Below are 20,896 nucleotides of genomic sequence, written 5' to 3'. Positions count from 1 at the left end.
AAATCTAAGTATATGTAGGGTGCGTTATCACGAAGTGTAACGCACCGTATTATGGGAGTTGGTGCGTTGCGCTGCGCGACAACACAACGCCAGTTCGCTCAAGTCGAGCCAGCCGCTTGCGGGGGTTCCCCCCGTTGTGCGGACTGGCGTGGGAAACCCGCCCATGCGACTGGCTCCCCTACGTATTTCTTCAAAAATCAAAAATGAATCCTATAGTTATATTTTTTACTTATAATTCTTTACTCTGCTTCAATTAAATCTATTCTTTGCTTAATTGGGAATAGAACTCGCAGGATCTGACTTAATGGTGTAGAACGCTGTTCTTGCACAAAAAGCAAAGGTAGAAGTGCAATCATGCGCAATAAGCCAGAAACTACAAACAATCCCAGCAATCCCCCAGCTACAGGTATACTGGCGAGAAAACTACCGCAAGTCGTACCCATCGCGCCAGTAATTCCAGCAATTGCACCTGCGATCGCAAAATAATTCGACTGATGACGCAACGGCGCTATCCCCATCATCAAATTGTTAGTACAGAGGTCAATTGCAGCCCATGTTCCTCCAGCTAGCATATGCAAAAAGGGTAACCATACCCAAAAGGAAATTTCATTACTGCTGACAAATAACCATAGTAGAGGTGTCACCGCTACCAAAACTCCTACTAATAGCAATAATGGACGATTCCCTACTCGGTCAGCTAGCTTTCCCCACAACAGCAGCATTAACATATTCGCCGCAGTTCCCAGACCGTTATAAATAGTAACTACACTAATATCTATATCTAAATCATCGAGCAAATAGAGGTTAAAGAAGGGGGCGCTGATATTAACAGAAAAACACCAAATGCTCAGATAAAATACAAATTTCAAAAAATTACCATCTTGGAGAAAACTAAAATTTATCCCTTGCGGCTGTGGTTCAGATATGTCTGAATGTGCAACTTTTAAAAGTTGTGGATTTACATCTTTCATCCAAGTTTGACAAATTATACTTGTGACTCCAAGGATGATTCCTAAAATTAAAATTACGCTGTAACCTTGAAGGGTTCCCCCAGGCCAAGCAGATACCGCCAATCCTAGCAGTGGTACAGCAAAAAAGTTGATTAAACCAAGAATACTATTGCGAAAACCGAAATATCTCCCCCGCAATCGCTGCGGTACTAATACAGCCGACCAACCAAGCCAAGGCGCACGACCAAAAGCTTCGATAATATTAGCTACTAACAGAATTCCTAATGTTAACTGGACTACTTGATAGCCAGCAAGCCAAGATGAATTAACTAACCAAATCGCTGGTACAAGAATCAACCACAACATCCGGGCTGGGAGAAATATGCTGACAAAATACCAGCGAAAGCTTTGACTTCGATTAATCAAATATGCTCCTATTGGTTGCAGCAGATTCACCATTTGCGGAATAGCTGCTACCAGACCAATTTCTACAGGGCCTGCACCTAACTCTAGTAAGAAATTACTCAACAATGCGCCGCCGATAATACTATAAAAAATACTAGCGAAGATGCTTTCACAAGTTAACGCCCGCAAACTGATGCGAATTTCGGGTTTAGAAATAAATTTTAAAAATTGTTTTGGCGTCGGAGAAATTACCGTTTCTGTTAACGCTCTATCTTCTGGTATTTCTTGAATCGGAATAGGAGGAAAAGAGGTTACTTCTATTAAAATGGTATCTTCTGGGTGCAGTTCCATGAATTATTGCGTAATAATTAAAGATTTAATTTTTTAATGAACCGCCTTCTCTGCGAGAGGCTTCCGCCAACGCGCAGCGTCTCGCAGAGAAGACGCCAAGTACGCCAAGGATAAGAGAAAAAATTGAGAATTAGTAAATTTCACAAATGATTTAGGATTTATTAATAAACCGCAGAGGCGCAGAGGAAGCAGAGAAAAAAGAAGAGATTTATTGCAACTTTTTATGCTTGTCAGTCTAATACATATACTTAAATTTTTCAGAAATCAATTGGTATTAAAATATGAGTTTTCTCAAAGGTTTAATCAGCGCATCTTTTAGAAGATGCGCTGGTTGTAATTTCCCAATTTTCACTTTATGCGGAAATTGGCATTTGTAGATTCACAGCGATCGCCTGTAACTCTTTGGCTTTCTCCTCTGGTAAGGCGTCATTAGCAAACATACCGGCGGCGAGTTCGGTTCCTGCTAAATACTTGAGTCTGTCGCTGGTGCGATAGGGTGGATAAAACTGGGCGTGTAAATGGGCTTCTGGATGGGGTTTACCGTCGGTTGGCGCGCCGAACCAAGCCATGAGATAGGGAAATGGGCGATTCCACAAACCATCATATTTAAGAGTGACGGTTTTTAATGCTTTGGCTAATCCCTGACGTTGCTTTGCACTCAAGTCTTGAAAGTTAGGAACTGGTTGTTTAGGCGCAATCCATACTTCGTAGGGATAACGCGCACAGACGGGGACGAAGGCGATCGCATCTTCATCTTGATATAGAATACGCTGGTTATCGGCTATCTCTTTTTGAATTAAATCCGCTAACAAACCCCGTTGCTGTTCTTGATAAAATTGCCGTTGCATTTCCAAGATTCTGGCGGGAACTGGTGGTATAAACGGATATGCATAAATTTGCCCGTGGGGATGGTGTAAAGTTACCCCTACCTCAACACCTTTATTTTCAAAGGGCAAAACATACTGAATTTGGGGATTTGCGCCGAGTTCGCGATCGCGATCGCCCCAAACTTGTAACAGCAATTCTAGGTGGGCTAATTCCAAGGAACTGAGGGAAGCATGGGGGTCTTGAGTAAAAACCACTACCTCGCAAGCACCATTAGCAGGTAAGGTTTCCACAATACTCGCTGGTGGATTATGTGCCGTGAGTGCCATTGAAGGAAAGCGGTTATCAAACACAGCAATATCATATTTCCCTGGGGGTAGTTCTGTGGGAAACTCTCGGTTACTGGTGGGTGCGAGGGGGTTATATTCTGGCGGCGGCATAAAAGTCCGCCCTTGACGGTGACTGGCGTAAGCTACCCATTCCCCCCGTAAGGGGTGCCAGCGCAGGTGGGGATTGGCTTGCACTGGCTCATTACTGGGGCTAGTAGCTGTAATATCTGGGGAAATTGGATAGCGACTATATAAAGTCAGTTGGCGTCCATCTGGCTTTAACAACTTGTGGGAGTACATAAACCTCCAGAAAGGGTGGCTGCGCGTATCTTCTCCAGGGGAATTTTCGGCGTGCGATCGCTGTACAATAACCCGTTAGCTTCTTGGAAGGTATCGGCAAATTGTGTATAGCAGAAACCGCTAAACATATCGATGTGATTCACACTTTCTAACAGAGCAGTGTATTTGATTTCTAACTCTGAGAGATTCCAGCAGCGCTCATATCCCCAAGCTTTGTTAGCATCAGGCTGTTCTTCTGGCGCGTAGGCTATACCGCCAAACTCGGTCAACATGACTGGCTGTCCCTGATGTGGGTAGTTATCCAGTGTGAGGATTCTGCCTCCGGGACGTTGGCGATTAAATAAATCTGATAGCTGGACTTCTGGCCCGTACCTACGAGCTAAATGCTGGGGATTTGTATCGTAATCATGAATGGCGAGAATATCCGTATCTGTACTTTCCCAACCATCATTACCAATCACCGGACGAGTCGGATCGAGGGTCTTGGTTAAGTGATACATAGCCAAAACATAGTTCCGGTGAGCTTGTGTCTCAACTAAATTTGGCACCCCCCAAGACTCATTAAATGGTACCCAAGCAACAATACAGGGGTGATTGGCATCACGCTTAATAACTTCTGTCCACTCATGAGTCATGCGTTCCACTGCTCTGGGGGAGAAGCGATAAGCGCTTGGCATCTCCTCCCATACTAGCAATCCCAACACATCTGCCCAATATAAAAATCGCGGGTCTTCTATTTTTTGGTGCTTGCGAACTCCGTTGAAACCCATCGCTTTGGCTAGTTCCACATCTCGCCGCAATGCTAAATCATCGGGTGCAGTCATCAGACTATCAGCCCAGTAACCTTGGTCTAGCACTAAGCGCAAATAGTAGGGGCGACCATTGAGCATAAAGCGATCGCGCTGAATACTGACAGTCCGCAAGGCTGTATAAGATATGACTTTATCTAATAATTGTCCGTTATGGGATAAATCAATCTCTGCCTTGATTAACGTCGGTTTTTCCGGACTCCATAACAATTCATTGCGGTAGTCATCGATACCTGGGTCTGATAGGGAAATGCGGCGGTTAATCTCGCCATTGAATACTTCATAAATATCATTAGCCAGAATGCGATCGCCTACAGTTAATTTCATCTTCATTTGTACGCCAGCTGCGGGTGTATCCCCTGCCAGCGCCGCATAACAACCAATTTCCCAGCGTTCAAAGTCAGGAGTCCAACGGATGTGATCGATATAAGTCGCGCCCACACGTTCTACCCAAACTGTCTGCCAAATTCCACTTGTACGCGGATACCAAATACTGTGGGGTTCTAGTTGCCAATCCTGCTTTCCGCGCGGCTTGGCTAAGTCTTGCGGATCGTCCTGCGCCCAGACTGTAACTTTTGTGATGCCACTGTCATTTAAAGCAGCAGTAATATCCATTGTGAAATTGGTGTGTCCGCCTTCATGCTCACCAATATATCGATCGTTCACCCAAACACGAGCGCGATAATCTACAGCGCCAAAGTGCAGTAATAACCTACCCTCACCTTCGGGAGTGGTAAATTCTCTCTCATACCAGCAGTTAGCATGAAATCCTGTATCGCCAATCCCACTTTTGATAGATTCAGGAGCAAAGGGAACTTGTATATCATGTGTCCATTGCTTGAGGTCACTTGGTTGAGCGCATTTGCCTTGGTCATCAAATGCGAACTTCCACTGACCGTTGAGATTTTGCCAAGGCGATCGCGTTGCATCGGTAGTAGAAAGGCGCTGCAATTGGGGACGCGGATAAGCTATATCAATTAACTCTAAACTTGGCTGAGTAACTGCATGAGATTTTAAATCCACAGGATTATTCGCCAACTCCAACAAATTCATCATCATATATTCCTAAATTTGCTTTGTAAAAGAGTTTAAAAAACTTGGCTTTTGGTCAATATTTCTAGAGTCAAAACTATATAAATACCTAAAAATATTTACTATCTGCTAACCAGGCTCTGCTTTAAGATAGGGAAACTAATTGTCGAGCTTGCTTATCAGAAAATTAGTAATTTACCCCTATTTGACTTAGGGGTATTTAATTAGGTACTACCTTTTGACTCGTGACATTATGGCATATTCGAGACAAAAGTTAATAATTATTTTTGACTAAATTGGAAATAAATTTTTTACTACCTTATACCGAAATCATAGCCCTAGATTAATAATTTTAATCTTAGATGTTAGGCTGTGTCAGCGACAGCATGTCACACCATTCATCACGATTTTGGGGATTAATAACGAACTCTACAGTAGAAAATGAATCTCGAAATTTAAGTTCTATATTAATTATTTTAATGTTAAAGCAATCCTAAATTATTTGTGAAATTTGCAACCTCTCAGTTTTTTTCTCTTATCCTTGGCGTACTTAGCGTACTTGGTGAAGCAGTCCGTTCTTGGGGGTTTCCCCCATGAGGAACTGCTGAACCCGAAGGGCGGTTCATTAAAAAAAATTTTTCACAACTCCGATAGGATTGCTATAAAGCTTATGAGATAATTTGACCGCCATTACTAATAAAATTATCTGCCATAGCTGTTAAAGAAGTAATTACTGGCAAAATCTCTAGGTTTAGCTTAAAATGCCAGAAATTGCTGATGATTATCGCTATATTTGATTAATTAAAAATGGTTCCAGCCAATAGAGTTTATTTATTATTGCTGATAGGAATTGCCATCGCCCCTATCTTGGCTATGGTTTTGGGTATTCCCACTAGTATTGCGATCGCGCTTTTATTTGATGTCCTGGTATTAGGATTAATGGTTGTGGATGGTTTGCGGGTAAAACGCGATCGCGTGCAAATCAACCGGGAAATTCCCTCACGTTTATCTATTGGGCGAGACAACCCAGTAGTGCTAAATATCACCTCTGCAAATTCTAATGCCATTCTTGAAATCTGCGATTACTACCCTACAGACTTTGGCGTATCCGCAGCAAAACTGAGAGCAAATGTAGCTGCTAACACTAATCATGAATTAACCTATACCGTCCACCCCACACAACGAGGAGAATTTGACTGGGGAAATATTCAGGTAAGACAGTTAGGTTTATGGGGGTTAGCGTGGAATGATTGGCAGATTCCCCAAAAACTGACAGTTAAAGTTTATCCAGATTTAGTGGGATTGCGATCGCTTTCTATTCGCCTCGCCTTGCAATCATCTGGAGCGATTCGCCAACGGCGCATGGGAATTGGCACAGAATTTGCCGAACTGCGTAACTATCGTACTGGTGATGACTTACGCTTAATTGATTGGAAAGCTACCGCCCGCAAAGTTGGCGCTTATGGAAATACAGCCCCCTTAGTTAGGGTTTTAGAACCAGAACAAGAACAAACCCTGCTGATTTTGCTGGATCGGGGAAGATTGATGACAGCGAAAGTGCAGGGTTTGCAGCGCTTTGATTGGGGGTTAAATGCAACTTTAGCTTTAGCTTTGGCGGGATTACATCGAGGCGATCGCGTTGGCGTGGGTGTATTCGATCGCCAAATGCATACGTGGATTCCACCAGAACGCGGTCAAAATTATCTCACACACTTAATTGACCGCCTCACCCCAATTCAACCAGTATTACTAGAATCTGATTATTTAGGAGCCGTTACCAGCGTCGTCCAACAACAAACAAGGCGGGCATTAGTAGTATTAATTACCGACATAGTTGATGTCACCGCCTCCACCGAACTCCTCGCCGCCCTTTCTCGCCTAGCACCCCGTTATCTCCCCTTTTGCGTGACTTTGCGCGATCCGCAAGTCGATCGGCGGGCGCATACATTTACAGAAGATGTTACAGAGGCTTATATCAGAGCGGTAGCTTTAGATTTATTAGCACAGCGTCAAGTTGCATTTGCCCAATTAAAACAAAAAGGTGTGTTGGTACTTGACGCACCAGCACATCAAATTACAGATCAATTAGTGGAAAGATACTTACAACTTAAAGCGCGGAATCAGCTTTAACAACTGGGGGAGCATCCCAATTTTGACGCAATACCCTTCTAGGGTATTGCTATACCAACAAAGCCTGCCTTCCCAGGCTAAAAGTTTGATAGCCTGCGAAGGCAGGCTTCGTATTTCTAGCCCCACCCTTATAGGGTGAGGGCGTTTTTGCACATTTGGGATGCTCCCATAACGGGTGTAATTCCAGCAATATATAGCAATCCTAAATGATTTATAAATACTTATCTTCCTTTTCCCTTTTGTTTGCATCTCAAATAGGATGGCTATAGTATATGAACTTACCAAAAATCTGGGTCTAAAGCCTCGCCCTTCTAGGGCGACTTTTCTTCCTGTAGTCTATCAATCCAGTCTTCAATCATTTGAGTCATTGTTTTGCGTTTCTGTTTGGCAATCCTTCTTAATTTTTCAAGCCTTTGAGGGTCAACTCGTACACTTAATCTCTCTTTCATCGCGCTATCCATCGGCTACCCGTTTATGGTATCATGGATATTATGAAAACACTGAAGTTTAAGTTATATCAGCACAAACGGAATAGACACCTTAAGCGCATAATCAACGCTGCTGGGGTGATATACAACCATTGTATTGCCCTACATAAACGGTATTATCGGATGTTTGGCAAGCATTTACGGAGCGCAAAACTTCAGTCTCATATCGCCAAGTTAAGGAAGCGTAATTCTTTCTGGCAATCAGTAGGTTCTCAGGCGGTACAAGATATTTGTCAACGCATTGAGAAAGCCTACCAATTATTTTTTAAACACAATAAGAAGGGGGTTCGTCCGCCAGGATTTAAAAAGGTTAAGAAGTACAAATCTTTCACCCTTAAGCAAGCAGGTTATAAATCTTTGGTGGGAACCAAGTAAAAATTGGCCTGCGTGTTTATCAATTTTGTCAGTCTAGAGAAATTGAGGGAAAAGTCAAAACCCTAACCATTAAACGTACTCCGTTAGGTGAATTGTTTATGGTTTTGGTTGTTGACGATGGGAATAACCCAGAAGTTGAAGTTAAGACGGGTAAAATCGCTGGCTTTGACTTCGGATTGAAGACATTTCTCACCTGCTCAGACGGCACTAAGATTGAGTCTCCCCAATTCTTCAAGCAATCCCTAAACGCCATCAAAAAAGCCAGTAGGCAACAGTCTAAAAAACTAAAAAGTTCCTCCAATAGAGAACGAGCAAGAAAGAATTTAGTACGCAAATATGAGGATATTTCTCATCGTCGGCGTGATTGGTTTTGGAAACTAGCTCATGAGTTAACTGATAAGTTTGATGTTCTCTGCTTTGAGACTTTAAACCTCAAGGGAATGCAGCGACTTTGGGGTAGAAAAATATCAGACTTAGCTTTTGGTGAGTTCATGGCATACCTAGAATGGGTTGCCAAAAAGAAGAACAAATTAGTTGTTTTTATCGACCAGTGGTGTCCCAGTAGTAAAACTTGCTCAAATTGCGGTCATATCTTAGAAAGCCTGGATTTGTCGGTCAGACAGTGGCGTTGTCCTTCCTGCCAGTCAGTTAACCCAAGAGACGAAAACGCCGCACGTAATATTCAAGTGGTTGGGGCATCAACCATTGGGTTAGGCGATGTAAGTCTGGCTGTGCCTGCAATTGCTGTTTGACCCCAGAATCCTCACCCTTCAAGGGTGGGGAGTATGTCAAAAAAGTGTCCCCACTTCTTTTAAATAAACCCTTGTAAAAGGTTCATCTTCTCCCAAGGTGTAATCTTCAATTAATCCTTTACGACTAATCGAAACACTGTCTCCTTTTTTAATCACGACAGTAGAGCCTTCTAAAATATCCCGAACTAACATCATTTCTATTTCGCTGGGATTATCGAGAACCACCATATTACTACCTTGGTAAAACATTCCATCCCGATCTAAAATTTCCTCATCGTATGCGGCAATTAACAAATCTAACTTGGGATTGCGTAACAAACTTTGAACGTTGGTATTGTAATCTTTGCTTAAAACTTTTTTCGAGCGATTAACAAAAACTCCTTCACGACAAACAGCGCCAACTGTCCAATCAGGATGTTGTAACAGAATATGATCTATGGTTTCTTGCAAATCATGGACGGAGATTTTATTAAAAGTGATAATTGGGATTCTTGCCTCTGTACCTGACTCAAAAAATGTACTTAAAATATGGGAAGGTACATCCACACTATCGCCAACCGCCGGGTTAAGATGCATCAAAATACCGGGTGCAGCGTTAATTTCTAAGATGGCAAAGTTACCATCTTTCCAAGATTCCGCCAGACTTTTGGTAATCACATCAATCCCCAAACAAGTTAACCGAAAGTGTTGGGCAATATCCTGCGCCAAAATAATGTTGTCATGGTGAACTGTGTGAGTAGCATTAATACTAATCCCACCAGCAGAAAGATTAGCTACTTTGCGCAGATAAACAGTCTGGTCTTTTTCAATTACACTATCTAATGTCAAACGCTGTTCTCTTAAATATAATTCCATCGCTTCATCACGCTGGATTTTACTCATAGGAGAAGTTGGTGTATCCCAACGTGCAGGTTTGCGGTTTTCTTCGCGAATTAACTCATCAATAGTGGAATAGCCATCACCCACAACGGAAGCGGGACGCCTTTCTGTCGCGGCGACAAATTTACCATTAACGCACAGCAAGCGAAAATCTGCCCCAGATATGCTTTTTTCGACAATTATCCTTGTGGCTTGTTCTTCTGGAATTGCCGCTAACGCTCTATCATAAGCTGATTCTAGTTCTTCTGAGTCTTGGACTTCGGCTGTGACACCAATTCCTTTATGTCCGACTACAGGCTTGACAGCAACCGGATAGCCGATTTCTCTAGCTACAGCTAAAGCATCTTTTTGGGTATTGACAATATCACCTTCCGGTACGGGGAAACCCAAGGTTTTTAAGAAAGCTTTGCAGTCATCTTTACGAGTGGTAAAGTCAGAATCTATATGACTATCACAGTCAAAAGTTGTAGCAATACCGCGAATATGTTTTTTACCATAGCCGTATTGCATTAAGCCTTCTTCCCACAAATAAAAAGTGGGAATAGCTTTTTCATAGGCTGTGCGTAATAAAGCGTAAACTGTGGGGCCACCGTAAGCCGATTGTCTAAATTTATTTTGCAGCCTTGCTAGCTCATCCTCAAACAGAAAGTCTGCATCTCGGTTAATCGCCTCAAACCAATCCCAGACAAAATAGACTACTCCCCTGGTTGTGCGTTCGTGCAGCGATTGAATAGCGATACGCACATTATCTGCATTTGGCTGGATACTCCAACGGGTGAGGTGTAACCCCATTTCTAGCTTTCCGACTTCCGATAGAGTTTGAGCAAATAAATGGGCGTAGGATTCGTATTCTCGATTGCCTAAATGAGGATAGCGATCGCTAATCATCGCAACATAGTCCTCAATGGGCACAGGTGTTCTATACTCCGTCAGTACAAAGTTGAACACTAAAGCCCCTACTTCCAGATAGGGATTAGGGCCCATGTAATGCTTGAACTTGAAAATATCGAATACGTCAGTTTTTCTAGCGTTGATGCGAACTGCATCGGTGCTTTTTTCTTGAAGCATTGATGATAAACCTCTAGCTAAACACCCTGAAGTCGGGACGCTCAAAGGCGTTTACCCAGACCTATCGATGAGCAATTGATTCGATTTACGCTTGGAGAAGCGATCGCTTAACGACTGTTCAGAGTATAAAACTCAACCTTCACTGAGACAGCTTAACCTTACTCAAAGAAATCTTCAGCTATCTAAGGGCATAATCAAGCAGTTTCTTTATTTCTCACTCAGTATGGACAAGATTGAGAATATTTTTCCATTCATATTCCCCTTCAAAAATATAACCTTTGAAAGGTGCAAACTATTTGCAAGTTTTATATATCTAAAATACGGTTTATTAATAAACAGCAAAGTATGAACAGTTCACAAGTTTCTTTAAGAAATGAAGTTCGGGAACTTGCCGATCGAGCATTTCACCTTAAGCTAATTTCTGGTCATGGAGATGGCCCAGATATCGATGAATACCAAATTGTTTATCAAGGTAAACCTAGACATCTTCCCCTCGAACAAGCTCGTCTTTTTTTACTCAACTTGATTTATAGAAGTCAAGTTCATTAAGTTAAAAAACACTTTTTTGATCGGGATGCATATTTTCTCTCAATTATACTCAACACCACAAATTTTTACCAATTAAATAAATAACAATTATCTCATAAGCTCATAGAATAATTTCTATGGGCTTATAAAATAAAGCATATATAGGATAGATTAAGTCTAGATTAATATAGTAAGATTTGTTGATAAAACTTAATTTTTCTTACTTAATTCATCGTCAATTTAAGGCTTTAAGACCCCTTAAGCTTGTGGTAGCTCAACTAGTGAGGGTCGAAATCCCCGACTAAAAATGTCTTTAATTTTGAATTTTGAATTTTGAATTTTGAATTGTTAATAATCTACCAAATGGATGATTTTATCGCTGTAATTGTCATGCTTTATTGAAAATACTTACAGAAAATTTTAGGTGAGATCGTGGTAACAACAGATATTAAACGGCAGCTAGTGATAATTGGTGGAGCTGAAGATAAAGAAGGAGATTGTCAAATCCTGCGGGAGTTTTTACGGCGTGCAGGCGGTACCAAAGCTCATATTGTCATTATGACAGCAGCAACAGAACTACCGAGAGAAGTTGGCGAAAATTATATTCGAGTTTTTGAACGCTTAGGAGCAGAAAAAGTTCGCATAGTTGATACAGAAACTCGTGAAGATGCAGCTTCCTCAACAGCTTTAGAAGCCGTTAACGATGCAACGGGAATATTTTTCACTGGCGGCGATCAAGCACGGATTACCAGCATTCTTAAAGACACTCAAATTGATGAAGCTATTCATAAAAGATTTGCTGAAGGTGTTGTGGTTGCGGGTACAAGTGCTGGCGCTGCAGTGATGCCTGACACTATGATTGTTGAAGGAGATTCCGAAACAAATCCCCGAATTGAAATAGTTGATATTGGCCCTGGTATGGGCTTTTTACCTGGAGTAATTATCGATCAACATTTTTCCCAACGCGGTCGTTTAGGGCGCTTAATTTCTGCTTTATTACAAGAACCAGCAGACTTAGGATTTGGTATTGATGAAAATACCGCTATGGTGGTTACCGATAACCAAATTGAAGTTGTTGGTGAAGGTGCAGTGACGATTGTTGATGAATCAGACGCCACACACAACAATATTGACGAAATTTTGAAGGATGAACCTTTGGCAATTTTCGGAGCAAAGCTTCATATTTTGCCAAATGGCTATAAATTTGATTTAAAAACTCGTCAACCTATCTTACAAAATGCTTCTATTGCTGATGCATCTGTACCTGTCGGTTCAGGTAATATCTAACTTTTAGTAGATGTATTTGGACTCACTAGAAAGTAAATATTTATTTTTTAGTAATGTTGACTGCTAATATTCCCCCAACTCCTGGAAAGTTAGGGGGATTTATAACATTAACTTTACGTTTTAATCAGCAATGTATGTAGCCATAACATCAGCCCTGCTTGACAGAATTTATTGTAATGAAAAAATAAGGATTCAAAATGGGTAGCTTAATTGATTTTAAATTATTTGCACCTCGTAATCAAAAAGCTAGTTTAATCGGCTCTTTTTCTGATTGGCAAGAAACGCCAATGGAGAAAAATGTAGATGGTTATTTTTATACCCAAGTAAATTTAGCAGATGGTATTTATCAATATAAATTTCGCGTCCAAAGTCAAAGTCCTAATTTTTCCCCAGATGAATGGGTAGATGTCATAGATCCTTATGCCACAGATGTTGACGAACAGCAAAAAGTGGGTTTAGTACAAATTAAGAATGGTAAAAGAATAGTTGATAGTTATAGTTGGCAGTATGACGATATCCCATTACCAGAAAATAATGAATTAGTAATATATGAAATGCACATTGCTGATTTTACTGGTGGTGAAGTTGATAGGGAAAAACGAGGACAATATTTAGATGCGATTGAAAAATTAGATTATCTCCAAGAATTAGGAATTAATGCTGTTGAATTAATGCCAGTGAATGAATACCCTGGCGATTATAGCTGGGGTTACAAAGTTCGCCATTTTTTCGCCACAGAATCTAGTTATGGTTCCACAGCAGATTTAAAGCGATTAATTGATGAATGTCATAGTCGAGGCATTCGGGTATTTATGGATGGAATTTATAATCATACTGATGAAGAATGCCCGTTAATGCTGATAGATAGAAATTACTGGTATTACGAATACATGCACTATCCGGAAGACCCGGATAATTACTGGGGGCCAGAGTTTAACTATGATAATTATGACGAAAAATTAGATGTTAAACCTGCTTGGCAATATGTTGGTGATGTAGTGCGGTTTTGGGTACAAGAATATCATATTGATGGGATTCGCTTTGATGCGGTGCGCCAATTAGCTAACTTTGACTTTTTGCATTGGCTGGCTCAACAAGCAAAAAAGAATACTGTTAAAAAACCGTTTTATAACATTGCCGAACATATTCCTGATACTAACAAAGTTACAGCACCAGAAGGGCCCTTAGATGCATGTTGGCATGAAAGTTTTCATTACTTTATAGTGCCTCATGTTTGTGGCGAAAAATTTGAACTAGATCATCTCAAGCAAGTTTTAGATCCGCGACAGCAGGGTTATAAAACTGGTACTAATGCGATCAATTATATATCCACACACGATCGCGAACGTTTATTTAGAGAATTAGGCGATCGCGGAATTTTTGATCAAGCTGCATTTACCCGCGCCAAATTAGCCGCAGTCCTATTAATGACAGCAGTGGGTATACCTATGTTATGGATGGGTGAAGAATTTGGCGAACACAAGCGCAAAAGCGAAAAAGTCACTCAGCCAAAGAAAATCGCTTGGCCATTGTTAGAAAACCCCCAAAACCGCGATTTATTCGATTATTACAAAAAACTCATTGCCCTACGTAAACATAATCTAGCTTTGCAAAGTGACAATATAGAGTTTTTCCACGAAGATACACAGGCGAAACTCTTAAGCTACCTTCGCTGGGATAACCAAGGTTCGCAAGTAGTCGTTGTCGTCAATTTCGCTGATGATTATCTCAACGATTATCAAATTCCCAACTTCCCAAAAGCCGAAAATTGGCAAGATTGGTTCACAAACACGCCTGTAGAAGTAAGCGAAGATGCTTTAATTACCGATATCCAACCCTACACAGCCAAAATATTCATTACTGCGTAATCAGAACTTCAGTCCTAGATTAACTTTGCTTAGTCAGGACTTACGCAAAAATTGCCAAAAAGCTTAATTTATGGAACCGCCAAGACGCCAAGAACGCCAAGAGTTCGTAGAGTGTGCGTAAGTCTTATTAGTACACAATTTCATTAATTCATAGCGAATTGGCTGGTGAAATACTCAGCGAAACTTTGCGCTAACCTCCGCGTTCCTCTGCGTTTAAAAAGTGATAAATTTATGCAAAGCAGTACTTACATCCCCAACTTCCTCAATAACTCAGGTATCTCAGCTTGATTCACCCCACAGCTTAAGGCCTGTGATATTATTAGAGACTGCTGCATAAATTTAGAAACACTAGAAATTAAATCCGATCATGGCTCTGACGCAACAGCGCAAACAAGAACTCATTTCCAGCTATCAAGTTCACGAAACTGATACAGGCTCTGCCGATGTCCAAATTGCAATGCTTACTGAACGGATTAACCGTCTCAGCGAACATCTGCAAGCAAACAAAAAAGACCATTCTTCTCGCAGAGGCTTGTTAAAGCTGATTGGACATCGTAAGCGCCTTCTTGCTTATGTCCAAAAGGAAAGCAGAGAAAAATATCAAGCTTTAATTGGTCGTTTGGGAATTCGTGGTTAAGGATACCGCTTATGTCTGCTGAAGAATCTGAACGCAGCCGCTTACCTTTTGAACCGAACACAAAGCGCCAAAAGCCAGCAAAGGCTAAAAGTCAACCACCAGCACAGTCTAAAGAGTCTGGTGAAAAGACCACAAAAACAACCAAGCAGCCACCCTACACCAAAGAGGAAATGGCCATCCCCAAGGTTGTCAGCCAAAGGATGATTCGCCGAGTAGCGGCATTTTGTGGTATACCAACAGCTTTAGGTATTGCCACGTTAGTTGCTAGCTACATACTGACCATTTATACCGACATCAGATTAGCTCCCATTGCCGTGTTGTTGGTCAACATGGCCTTGTTTGGCTTGGGAGTATTAGGAATCACCTATGGCGTGCTTTCTGCTTCTTGGGATGAAGACAGAGTTGGTAGTTGGCTGGGTGCGGCTGAGTTCGGCACCAATTGGGGACGCATGGTGGATGTTTGGCGAGAAACTCGGCAGAAAAAGGTGTGATTTTTGGCGCTCAGATATCAGAAGACTGTAATTTTGGGTAAATTTTAAAGTAAATGTTGAAGTTGAAATTGATAACTTCAACATTGCTAATTAAAAATTTATGTTTATTTATATCCCCAATCTTCAGTCATAAATATACTGAGCGCTATATTTTTAAAATTGAATTTTAATATTTAATAAAAAATCAATATTTCTGCTAAACCATTGATAATTCATCAGATTACGCTCCTCAGATTAGGTTGAGAAACAATATTAAATCAGGTTTCTCATGTTGTCCCCAGTGGCAGTGTATTACATTAAAGAAAATACCTAAAACTCAGAGGAAGTATACATTCTGCTGTCATAGACCTACTAATAAATTTTAGGTGACGGCTTATTTACTAACTCAAGCTTCTTTTGAAAACCACGCTAACAAACAACTCAACTAATCAGGGAATTTAATATGATTGTTGTAATGAAAATTGGTTCCCCAGAGGCAGAAATCAATCGGATTAATGAAGAATTAATCGGTTGGGGACTGACACCAGAAAAAATTGTTGGTAAACATAAAGTAGTTATTGGTTTAGTTGGTGAGACTGCGGATTTAGATCCCCTACAAATTCAAGAAGTTAGCCCTTGGATTGAGCAAGTTTTGCGGGTAGAGTTGCCTTATAAACGTGCTAGTCGTCAATACCGCCACGGGGAAGCTTCGGAAGTGATTGTTAGCACCCCTGACGGGCCTGTTGTTTTTAGCGAACATCATCCGGTAGTTGTAGTTGCTGGCCCCTGCTCCGTAGAAAATGAGGAAATGATTATTGAGACGGCGCAGCGCGTTAAAGCCTCTGGAGCCAAGTTTTTACGTGGTGGTGCATACAAACCCCGGACTTCTCCTTACGCTTTCCAAGGACATGGTGAGAGTGCTTTGGAATTATTGGCGAAAGCTAGGGAAGTTAGCGGATTAGGAATTATCACAGAAGTGATGGATGCCGCCGACCTGGATAAAATCGCGGAAGTTGCCGATATGATTCAGGTAGGCGCGAGAAATATGCAAAATTTCTCGCTACTGAAAAAAGTAGGCGCGCAATCGAAACCAGTACTTTTAAAGCGGGGAATGGCGGCGACAATTGAGGATTGGTTGATGGCTGCTGAGTATGTGTTAGCCGCAGGTAATCCGAATGTAATTTTATGCGAGCGCGGAATTCGCACCTTTGACCGTCAGTATACTCGCAATACCCTAGATTTATCGGTAGTGCCTGTTTTACGCAAGTTAACTCACCTACCAATTATGATCGATCCTAGTCATGGTACGGGTTGGTCTGAGTTTGTACCTTCGATGTCTATGGCCGCGATCGCAGCTGGTACTGATTCTCTCATGATTGAGGTTCACCCCAACCCCAAAAAAGCTTTGTCAGACGGGCCTCAATCCCTGACACCAGACGCTTTTGACCATTTAATGCAAGAATTAGCCGTAGTTGGTAAAGCTGTAGGACGTTGGCAAACAGCAGTTGCTGTAGTTTAATTCTCATCAGTCAAAACATAACTACAAATGTACGCAGGTAAACACCAACATTTATCTGCGTGCATCTTTTTTCTTTAAATTTATTGAATTGGTAAAAATAAAACTTTTGGTATAGATAAACATATTCCTATAGTAGAAGTTTAACTAAAACTCAGCATTTATTGTTAATTTAATTAGCAGATTGTCGTTAATATCGTAATTTATGCATAATACCAATTATATGTGAGGCTGCACATTAACGCCCTCACCCTAGAAGGGTGGGGCTAAACAAACAAAGCCTGCAAAGGCAGGCTAATTATATGCATCTTCATAGAAAATTGGTATAACTCGGTTTATGCTTAATTATAAACTATTTTTTGGATATAAAAATATTTAAATACAACAAAGATTAGATTTTTTTATGAGCGCAAAATACAAGTTTGATTACTTTCAAGGCAGTTCTTTATCAGATTTATTTGCACAAGATATCATCGATGAAAGTTATGCTTTTATCCCCAATTATCCGGCTACTGCTAGTTGGGCAGCTTACCCTAATACAAAAAAATACTATATTCAAGATGGCAGTAGTGAAGCTACTAAAACCTCATTTGATAAAATTTGCCAAAAAGAAGCTTGGAAAAATTTAGCTGTGCTTGGTGAGTTCCTTCCTGGAATTACGATCATTCCCCCGCACAACTTACTGGTTGACTACTGGCGAGAGCATTTTGACTTTAACTACGTCAACATGGAAATGTTTGATTGCTCTGTTTATTTAGAAGAACTCAGCCATAGCGATCGCTTTGACAAAATCATCACCCTATTTCCCTTTGATAATTTACAATATGAAAAACACGCGATCGCACCTCATACACACTACCATCTACTAAGTAAAGTCACCCTAGCTGAACTGGGGGTACAATGTCCAGCATACAACAGCTACAATCTCCATAACGTTAGTTTGGAAAATATTCATTTACCAGAGCAATTTCCCTATTTAATTAAAACCTCTCACGGACTCTCAGGAGAAGGTACTTATATTATCAAAAGCAATAGCGATTTAAACTATTGCTATAAAGAATTAAAGAAATATCTGGAGATTAAGTTACTCGATTGGATTATTGTCTCAGAATTCATCAAAAATGCTGTACAGAATTACTGCGTACAATTCTATGTCAGCAAAACCGGAGAAATAACCCTAATTGGGACAACAACACAACTTGTCACCTCAGAAGGTAATTATTTAGGCGGACTAATTAATTACCGCGAAACTGATATGAGTAAGTTTTTTGAAATGATTGCTACTATTGGTCAGTATGCTCATCAACAAGGTTATTTTGGAGTAATTGGTTTTGATGTCCTAGAAACCCAGGATGGACAACTTTATACAATTGATGCCAATTTTCGCGTTAATGGCTCCACACCACTTTGTTTGCAGCGTCATACCTTGCTAGAACTAGGAAAGGAAGTGGCTAAATATTCCAGTGACTACCGGATAGATGGCACATTAGACGCTGTTTTAACCGCTTTCAAACCAGAATTAGATCGTAAAGATTTAATTATTTTGTCAGCTTTAGAAAAGGTGAAATACGGCAAAATTTACACCGAAATTTATGGCATTGTTACCGGAGAAACCCTTGCCGAAATGCAACAAATTGAGCAGAAAATGCAAAATAAAGGCTTGCATTGTCTCTAATTAGGTGTACGCTCAATCATATCAATTGCTGTTTTTAGCCAATCAATATAAGTCTGTTCTCGTTGACTGACTAAATCTAGTACCAGTCGTTGCATGATCTGTTCGCGATTTGTGCAATCTTCTAGTTTTGGTAGTTGAATATTGTCACACTCAGCCCGTTTTTTGTTGCGTATAGCTAGCTGTTGTTCTAGCAATTTAATAATAGCTGCATTCGGTAATTGAGCGGCGAAAAATAACTGCACTAGCAACGGTTCTCTGATTGTTGGTAAAGGCTGATGACATTGCAACCATCTGCTAAATTCGGCTTTTCCAGCTTCTGTAAGAGAATATACCTTACGATTAGGGCGATCGCTCTGAATTTCAACGCTACAACTAATCCAACCCTGCTCAACCAATTTATCTAGGGTTCTGTAAATTTGTGCTTGATCTGCAGGCCATAAATGTGCAACACATTGATCGAAACAAGTAGTTTTCAGATCGTAACCTGTCATCTCCTCTTGCTGAAGTAGTCCGAGAATTGTATGAGCTAAGGACATAGGCGGTTTTCCGAAGCTAAAGTAGGGGAAACTCAATCTATCATTTTTCACATCATCTTATGCTATTATAAGATTAATCATATATAGGATAAAACAAATAAAAACTAAGTTTTTATTTCACACTCCAACCAAGAGCGATCGCAGTGCAACCACTGCCAAAAGAATACAATGCTTTTATATATGTGCTTGATGGTGAAGGCTTATTTGGTACAGAAAAAGAATCGGCAGGAGTTGGGCAAATGGTATTGTTTGTACAAGACAAAGAAGAAATAGTGCGATCGCTAATTCATCGAACGCCACATCACCATTAGACTTCCTACTCATCGCTGTTGTACCGCTAAAAAAACAGTTGTTCGCTATGTGGCCTATTTGTAATGAACACTGAAGCCAAAATCATTCAAGCAATAGCCGACTATCGTAACGGGAGGATGGGTTAAATTGACTTCTAAAACACTTCTACAACGCATCGATCAACAGCAATTTTTACGTAATTTGCGCAATAAATTCCTCAATTTGCATTCCACCTTATTGGATACAGAACGCATCGCTTACGAACAAGTAAGCGGTAGAGTATCCAGCGCAGAACTTTTGCAACTAGTTATCGATCACGAACAATTTGCTTGGTTACATAAAATTTCGGAGCTAGTTGTGCAAATTGATGAAATGCTAGCAGCAGACGAACCCATACTACCGGAATCTCTGCAAAAGTTAATTGCCGATGCGCAAAGACTCATTGTACCTTCAGAATTAGGCAATGTTTTTGCCAGAAAATACTATGCGGCTCTCCAGCGCGAACCTGATGTTGTCTTAGCACATGCAGCAGTATCACAACTTCTGGCATCCAAATAAGTTATTTTCAATCTGGCAATGCACTCAACCCACCTTCCTCAAGGTGGGTTTTGCTTCACTAAGGCATCAAGTAAAAAGAAGTAGTGCGAGCATCTTGCTCGCGCGGGCAAGACTTCGGCGTGAGCGCTCAGTCGAACGCTGCCCGCACTAAAAATATTAAATTGTTCAACTTATTTTTACACGACTTCTAACTAGCCATCTTAAAATTCGATTGTAGAGCGGACATAATTGGAATTTATGGCTAAACTTTTTGATTGTATTACAGAAGAATTGCAAGAATTTATTAACCAGCAGCACCTTTTTTTTGTGGGTAGCGCACCTTTAAACCCCACAGGTCATATTAATCTATCTCCCAAAGGATTAGATAGTTTTCGCATTCTCTCCCCCAACCGAGTAGGCTATTTAGATTTAACAGGTAGCGGTAACGAAACCTCAGCACATTTGCAAGAAAATGGGCGCATTACGTTTTTATTTTGTGCTTTTCAAGGCGCTGCTCGAATTTTACGCCTTTACGGTCGCGGGTATACAGTATTACCAGATTCCCCAGAATGGGACTCCTTTTATCCTCTTTTTACAACGCTTCCTGGATACCGCCAAATCATCATAGCTGATATTGAACGAGTGCAAACTTCTTGTGGTTTTGGCGTACCACTTTATGAATATCAAGGACAACGCGAGATTTTAGTCGATTGGGCAAATAAAAAAGGCAAACAAGGCGTTAAAGAATATCAACAGCAAAAAAATCTCATCAGTATTGATGGCTTACCAACTCCATTAAGCAATTTACCTAGAGATTAGGGGAAATAAGCAAAAAAAATTACTATTTTCTTCTTATAC

General features: G+C 40.7%; 17 protein-coding genes and 1 pseudogene. 13 read left to right on the top strand and 5 right to left on the bottom strand.

Translation table 11 applies throughout. From position 1 onward, the window contains the following. Nucleotides 1-239: 239 nt before the first annotated feature. From H6G08_RS18145 to H6G08_RS18135, 3 genes are all read right to left on the bottom strand, one after another. Entirely contained in the window at nucleotides 240-1,706 is a 1,467-nt protein-coding gene (locus H6G08_RS18145) for an MFS transporter (protein ID WP_190545415.1), read from the bottom strand. A gap of 353 nt (nucleotides 1,707-2,059) precedes the next feature. Next, nucleotides 2,060-3,160 (bottom strand): galactose-1-phosphate uridylyltransferase, encoded by a 1,101-nt coding sequence (gene galT / locus H6G08_RS18140; RefSeq protein ID WP_190545413.1) that lies wholly within the window; start codon nucleotides 3,158-3,160, stop codon nucleotides 2,060-2,062. Then, entirely contained in the window at nucleotides 3,139-5,022 is a 1,884-nt protein-coding gene (locus tag H6G08_RS18135) for a glycoside hydrolase family 2 protein (RefSeq protein WP_190545473.1), read from the bottom strand. The genes galT and H6G08_RS18135 overlap by 22 nt, the downstream gene beginning before the upstream one ends. Nucleotides 5,023-5,808: 786 nt before the next feature. Here H6G08_RS18135 and H6G08_RS18130 point away from each other — a divergent pair. Beyond that, nucleotides 5,809-7,131, top strand: coding sequence for a DUF58 domain-containing protein (locus H6G08_RS18130; RefSeq protein WP_190545411.1), 1,323 nt, complete (start codon nucleotides 5,809-5,811; stop codon nucleotides 7,129-7,131). 491 nt (nucleotides 7,132-7,622) lie between these two features. Next, nucleotides 7,623-8,746, top strand: a pseudogene (locus H6G08_RS18125) (RNA-guided endonuclease InsQ/TnpB family protein). A gap of 36 nt (nucleotides 8,747-8,782) precedes the next feature. On the opposite strand, the gene H6G08_RS18120 reads toward H6G08_RS18125, so the two are convergent. Beyond that, nucleotides 8,783-10,693 carry an ATP-binding protein gene (locus H6G08_RS18120; RefSeq protein WP_190545409.1) on the bottom strand — a complete coding sequence of 637 codons (1,911 nt, stop codon included), beginning with the start codon at nucleotides 10,691-10,693 and terminating at the stop codon, nucleotides 8,783-8,785. A 345-nt stretch (nucleotides 10,694-11,038) separates the two neighbouring features. Between H6G08_RS18120 and H6G08_RS18115 the strand changes: the two genes are divergently transcribed. The 7 genes from H6G08_RS18115 to H6G08_RS18085 all read left to right on the top strand — a co-directional run bounded on the left by H6G08_RS18115 (nucleotide 11,039) and on the right by H6G08_RS18085 (nucleotide 18,674). Next, a complete protein-coding gene (locus H6G08_RS18115; protein ID WP_190545407.1) occupies nucleotides 11,039-11,242 on the top strand; it encodes a hypothetical protein in 204 nt (67 codons plus the stop codon). A gap of 411 nt (nucleotides 11,243-11,653) precedes the next feature. Beyond that, nucleotides 11,654-12,508, top strand: coding sequence for a cyanophycinase (locus H6G08_RS18110; protein ID WP_190545405.1), 855 nt, complete (start codon nucleotides 11,654-11,656; stop codon nucleotides 12,506-12,508). A gap of 197 nt (nucleotides 12,509-12,705) precedes the next feature. Continuing rightward, nucleotides 12,706-14,376 carry an alpha-amylase family glycosyl hydrolase gene (locus H6G08_RS18105; RefSeq protein WP_190545403.1) on the top strand — a complete coding sequence of 557 codons (1,671 nt, stop codon included), beginning with the start codon at nucleotides 12,706-12,708 and terminating at the stop codon, nucleotides 14,374-14,376. A gap of 367 nt (nucleotides 14,377-14,743) precedes the next feature. After that, nucleotides 14,744-15,013, top strand: coding sequence for a 30S ribosomal protein S15 (rpsO, locus tag H6G08_RS18100; protein WP_190545401.1), 270 nt, complete (start codon nucleotides 14,744-14,746; stop codon nucleotides 15,011-15,013). Between the two features lie 11 nt (nucleotides 15,014-15,024). Next, nucleotides 15,025-15,504: a PAM68 family protein gene (locus H6G08_RS18095; RefSeq protein WP_190545398.1), complete on the top strand. Its 480-nt coding sequence runs from the start codon at nucleotides 15,025-15,027 to the stop codon at nucleotides 15,502-15,504. A 442-nt stretch (nucleotides 15,505-15,946) separates the two neighbouring features. After that, the gene (gene aroF / locus H6G08_RS18090) at nucleotides 15,947-17,002 is read left to right on the top strand and encodes a 3-deoxy-7-phosphoheptulonate synthase (protein ID WP_190545396.1); all 1,056 of its coding nucleotides are present in this window, start codon (nucleotides 15,947-15,949) and stop codon (nucleotides 17,000-17,002) included. Between the two features lie 400 nt (nucleotides 17,003-17,402). Further along, complete coding sequence (locus tag H6G08_RS18085) at nucleotides 17,403-18,674, top strand: ATP-grasp domain-containing protein (protein ID WP_190545394.1); 1,272 nt, start codon at nucleotides 17,403-17,405, stop codon at nucleotides 18,672-18,674. Here H6G08_RS18085 and H6G08_RS18080 read toward each other — a convergent pair. After that, the gene (locus H6G08_RS18080) at nucleotides 18,671-19,210 is read right to left on the bottom strand and encodes a PadR family transcriptional regulator (RefSeq protein WP_190545393.1); all 540 of its coding nucleotides are present in this window, start codon (nucleotides 19,208-19,210) and stop codon (nucleotides 18,671-18,673) included. The genes H6G08_RS18085 and H6G08_RS18080 overlap by 4 nt on opposite strands. Nucleotides 19,211-19,353: 143 nt before the next feature. On the opposite strand from H6G08_RS18080, the gene H6G08_RS38710 reads away from it, so the two are divergent. The 4 genes from H6G08_RS38710 (at nucleotide 19,354) to H6G08_RS18065 (ending at nucleotide 20,857) form a co-directional block, all read left to right on the top strand. After that, nucleotides 19,354-19,521: a cupin domain-containing protein gene (locus tag H6G08_RS38710; RefSeq protein WP_339381701.1), complete on the top strand. Its 168-nt coding sequence runs from the start codon at nucleotides 19,354-19,356 to the stop codon at nucleotides 19,519-19,521. Nucleotides 19,522-19,584: 63 nt separating this feature from the next. Then, nucleotides 19,585-19,647: a hypothetical protein gene (locus tag H6G08_RS38705; RefSeq protein ID WP_339381896.1), complete on the top strand. Its 63-nt coding sequence runs from the start codon at nucleotides 19,585-19,587 to the stop codon at nucleotides 19,645-19,647. A 1-nt stretch (nucleotide 19,648) separates the two neighbouring features. After that, nucleotides 19,649-20,059, top strand: coding sequence for a hypothetical protein (locus H6G08_RS18070; RefSeq protein WP_190545391.1), 411 nt, complete (start codon nucleotides 19,649-19,651; stop codon nucleotides 20,057-20,059). Nucleotides 20,060-20,296: 237 nt separating this feature from the next. Beyond that, entirely contained in the window at nucleotides 20,297-20,857 is a 561-nt protein-coding gene (locus tag H6G08_RS18065; protein ID WP_190545388.1) for a pyridoxamine 5'-phosphate oxidase family protein, read from the top strand. The last annotated feature ends 39 nt before the right edge of the window (nucleotides 20,858-20,896 follow it).

Source organism: Calothrix anomala FACHB-343 (genome assembly GCF_014696435.1).
Taxonomy (GTDB): domain Bacteria; phylum Cyanobacteriota; class Cyanobacteriia; order Cyanobacteriales; family Nostocaceae; genus Aulosira; species Aulosira anomala_A.
Note: the sequence above shows the minus strand (reverse complement) of the source record. Positions and strands in the feature narration are given on the sequence as shown.

Bases quoted from the DNA above. Each gene is read 5' to 3' on its own strand.
- H6G08_RS18145 (WP_190545415.1), bottom strand. From the start codon at position 1,706: ATGGAACTGCACCCAGAAGATACCATTTTAATAGAAGTAACCTCTTTT.
- galT (WP_190545413.1), bottom strand. From the start codon at position 3,160: ATGTACTCCCACAAGTTGTTAAAGCCAGATGGACGCCAACTGACTTTA.
- H6G08_RS18135 (WP_190545473.1), bottom strand. From the start codon at position 5,022: ATGAATTTGTTGGAGTTGGCGAATAATCCTGTGGATTTAAAATCTCAT.
- H6G08_RS18130 (WP_190545411.1), top strand. From the start codon at position 5,809: ATGGTTCCAGCCAATAGAGTTTATTTATTATTGCTGATAGGAATTGCC.
- H6G08_RS18120 (WP_190545409.1), bottom strand. From the start codon at position 10,693: ATGCTTCAAGAAAAAAGCACCGATGCAGTTCGCATCAACGCTAGAAAA.
- H6G08_RS18115 (WP_190545407.1), top strand. From the start codon at position 11,039: ATGAACAGTTCACAAGTTTCTTTAAGAAATGAAGTTCGGGAACTTGCC.
- H6G08_RS18105 (WP_190545403.1), top strand. From the start codon at position 12,706: ATGGGTAGCTTAATTGATTTTAAATTATTTGCACCTCGTAATCAAAAA.
- rpsO (WP_190545401.1), top strand. From the start codon at position 14,744: ATGGCTCTGACGCAACAGCGCAAACAAGAACTCATTTCCAGCTATCAA.
- H6G08_RS18095 (WP_190545398.1), top strand. From the start codon at position 15,025: ATGTCTGCTGAAGAATCTGAACGCAGCCGCTTACCTTTTGAACCGAAC.
- aroF (WP_190545396.1), top strand. From the start codon at position 15,947: ATGATTGTTGTAATGAAAATTGGTTCCCCAGAGGCAGAAATCAATCGG.
- H6G08_RS18085 (WP_190545394.1), top strand. From the start codon at position 17,403: ATGAGCGCAAAATACAAGTTTGATTACTTTCAAGGCAGTTCTTTATCA.
- H6G08_RS18080 (WP_190545393.1), bottom strand. From the start codon at position 19,210: ATGTCCTTAGCTCATACAATTCTCGGACTACTTCAGCAAGAGGAGATG.
- H6G08_RS18065 (WP_190545388.1), top strand. From the start codon at position 20,297: ATGGCTAAACTTTTTGATTGTATTACAGAAGAATTGCAAGAATTTATT.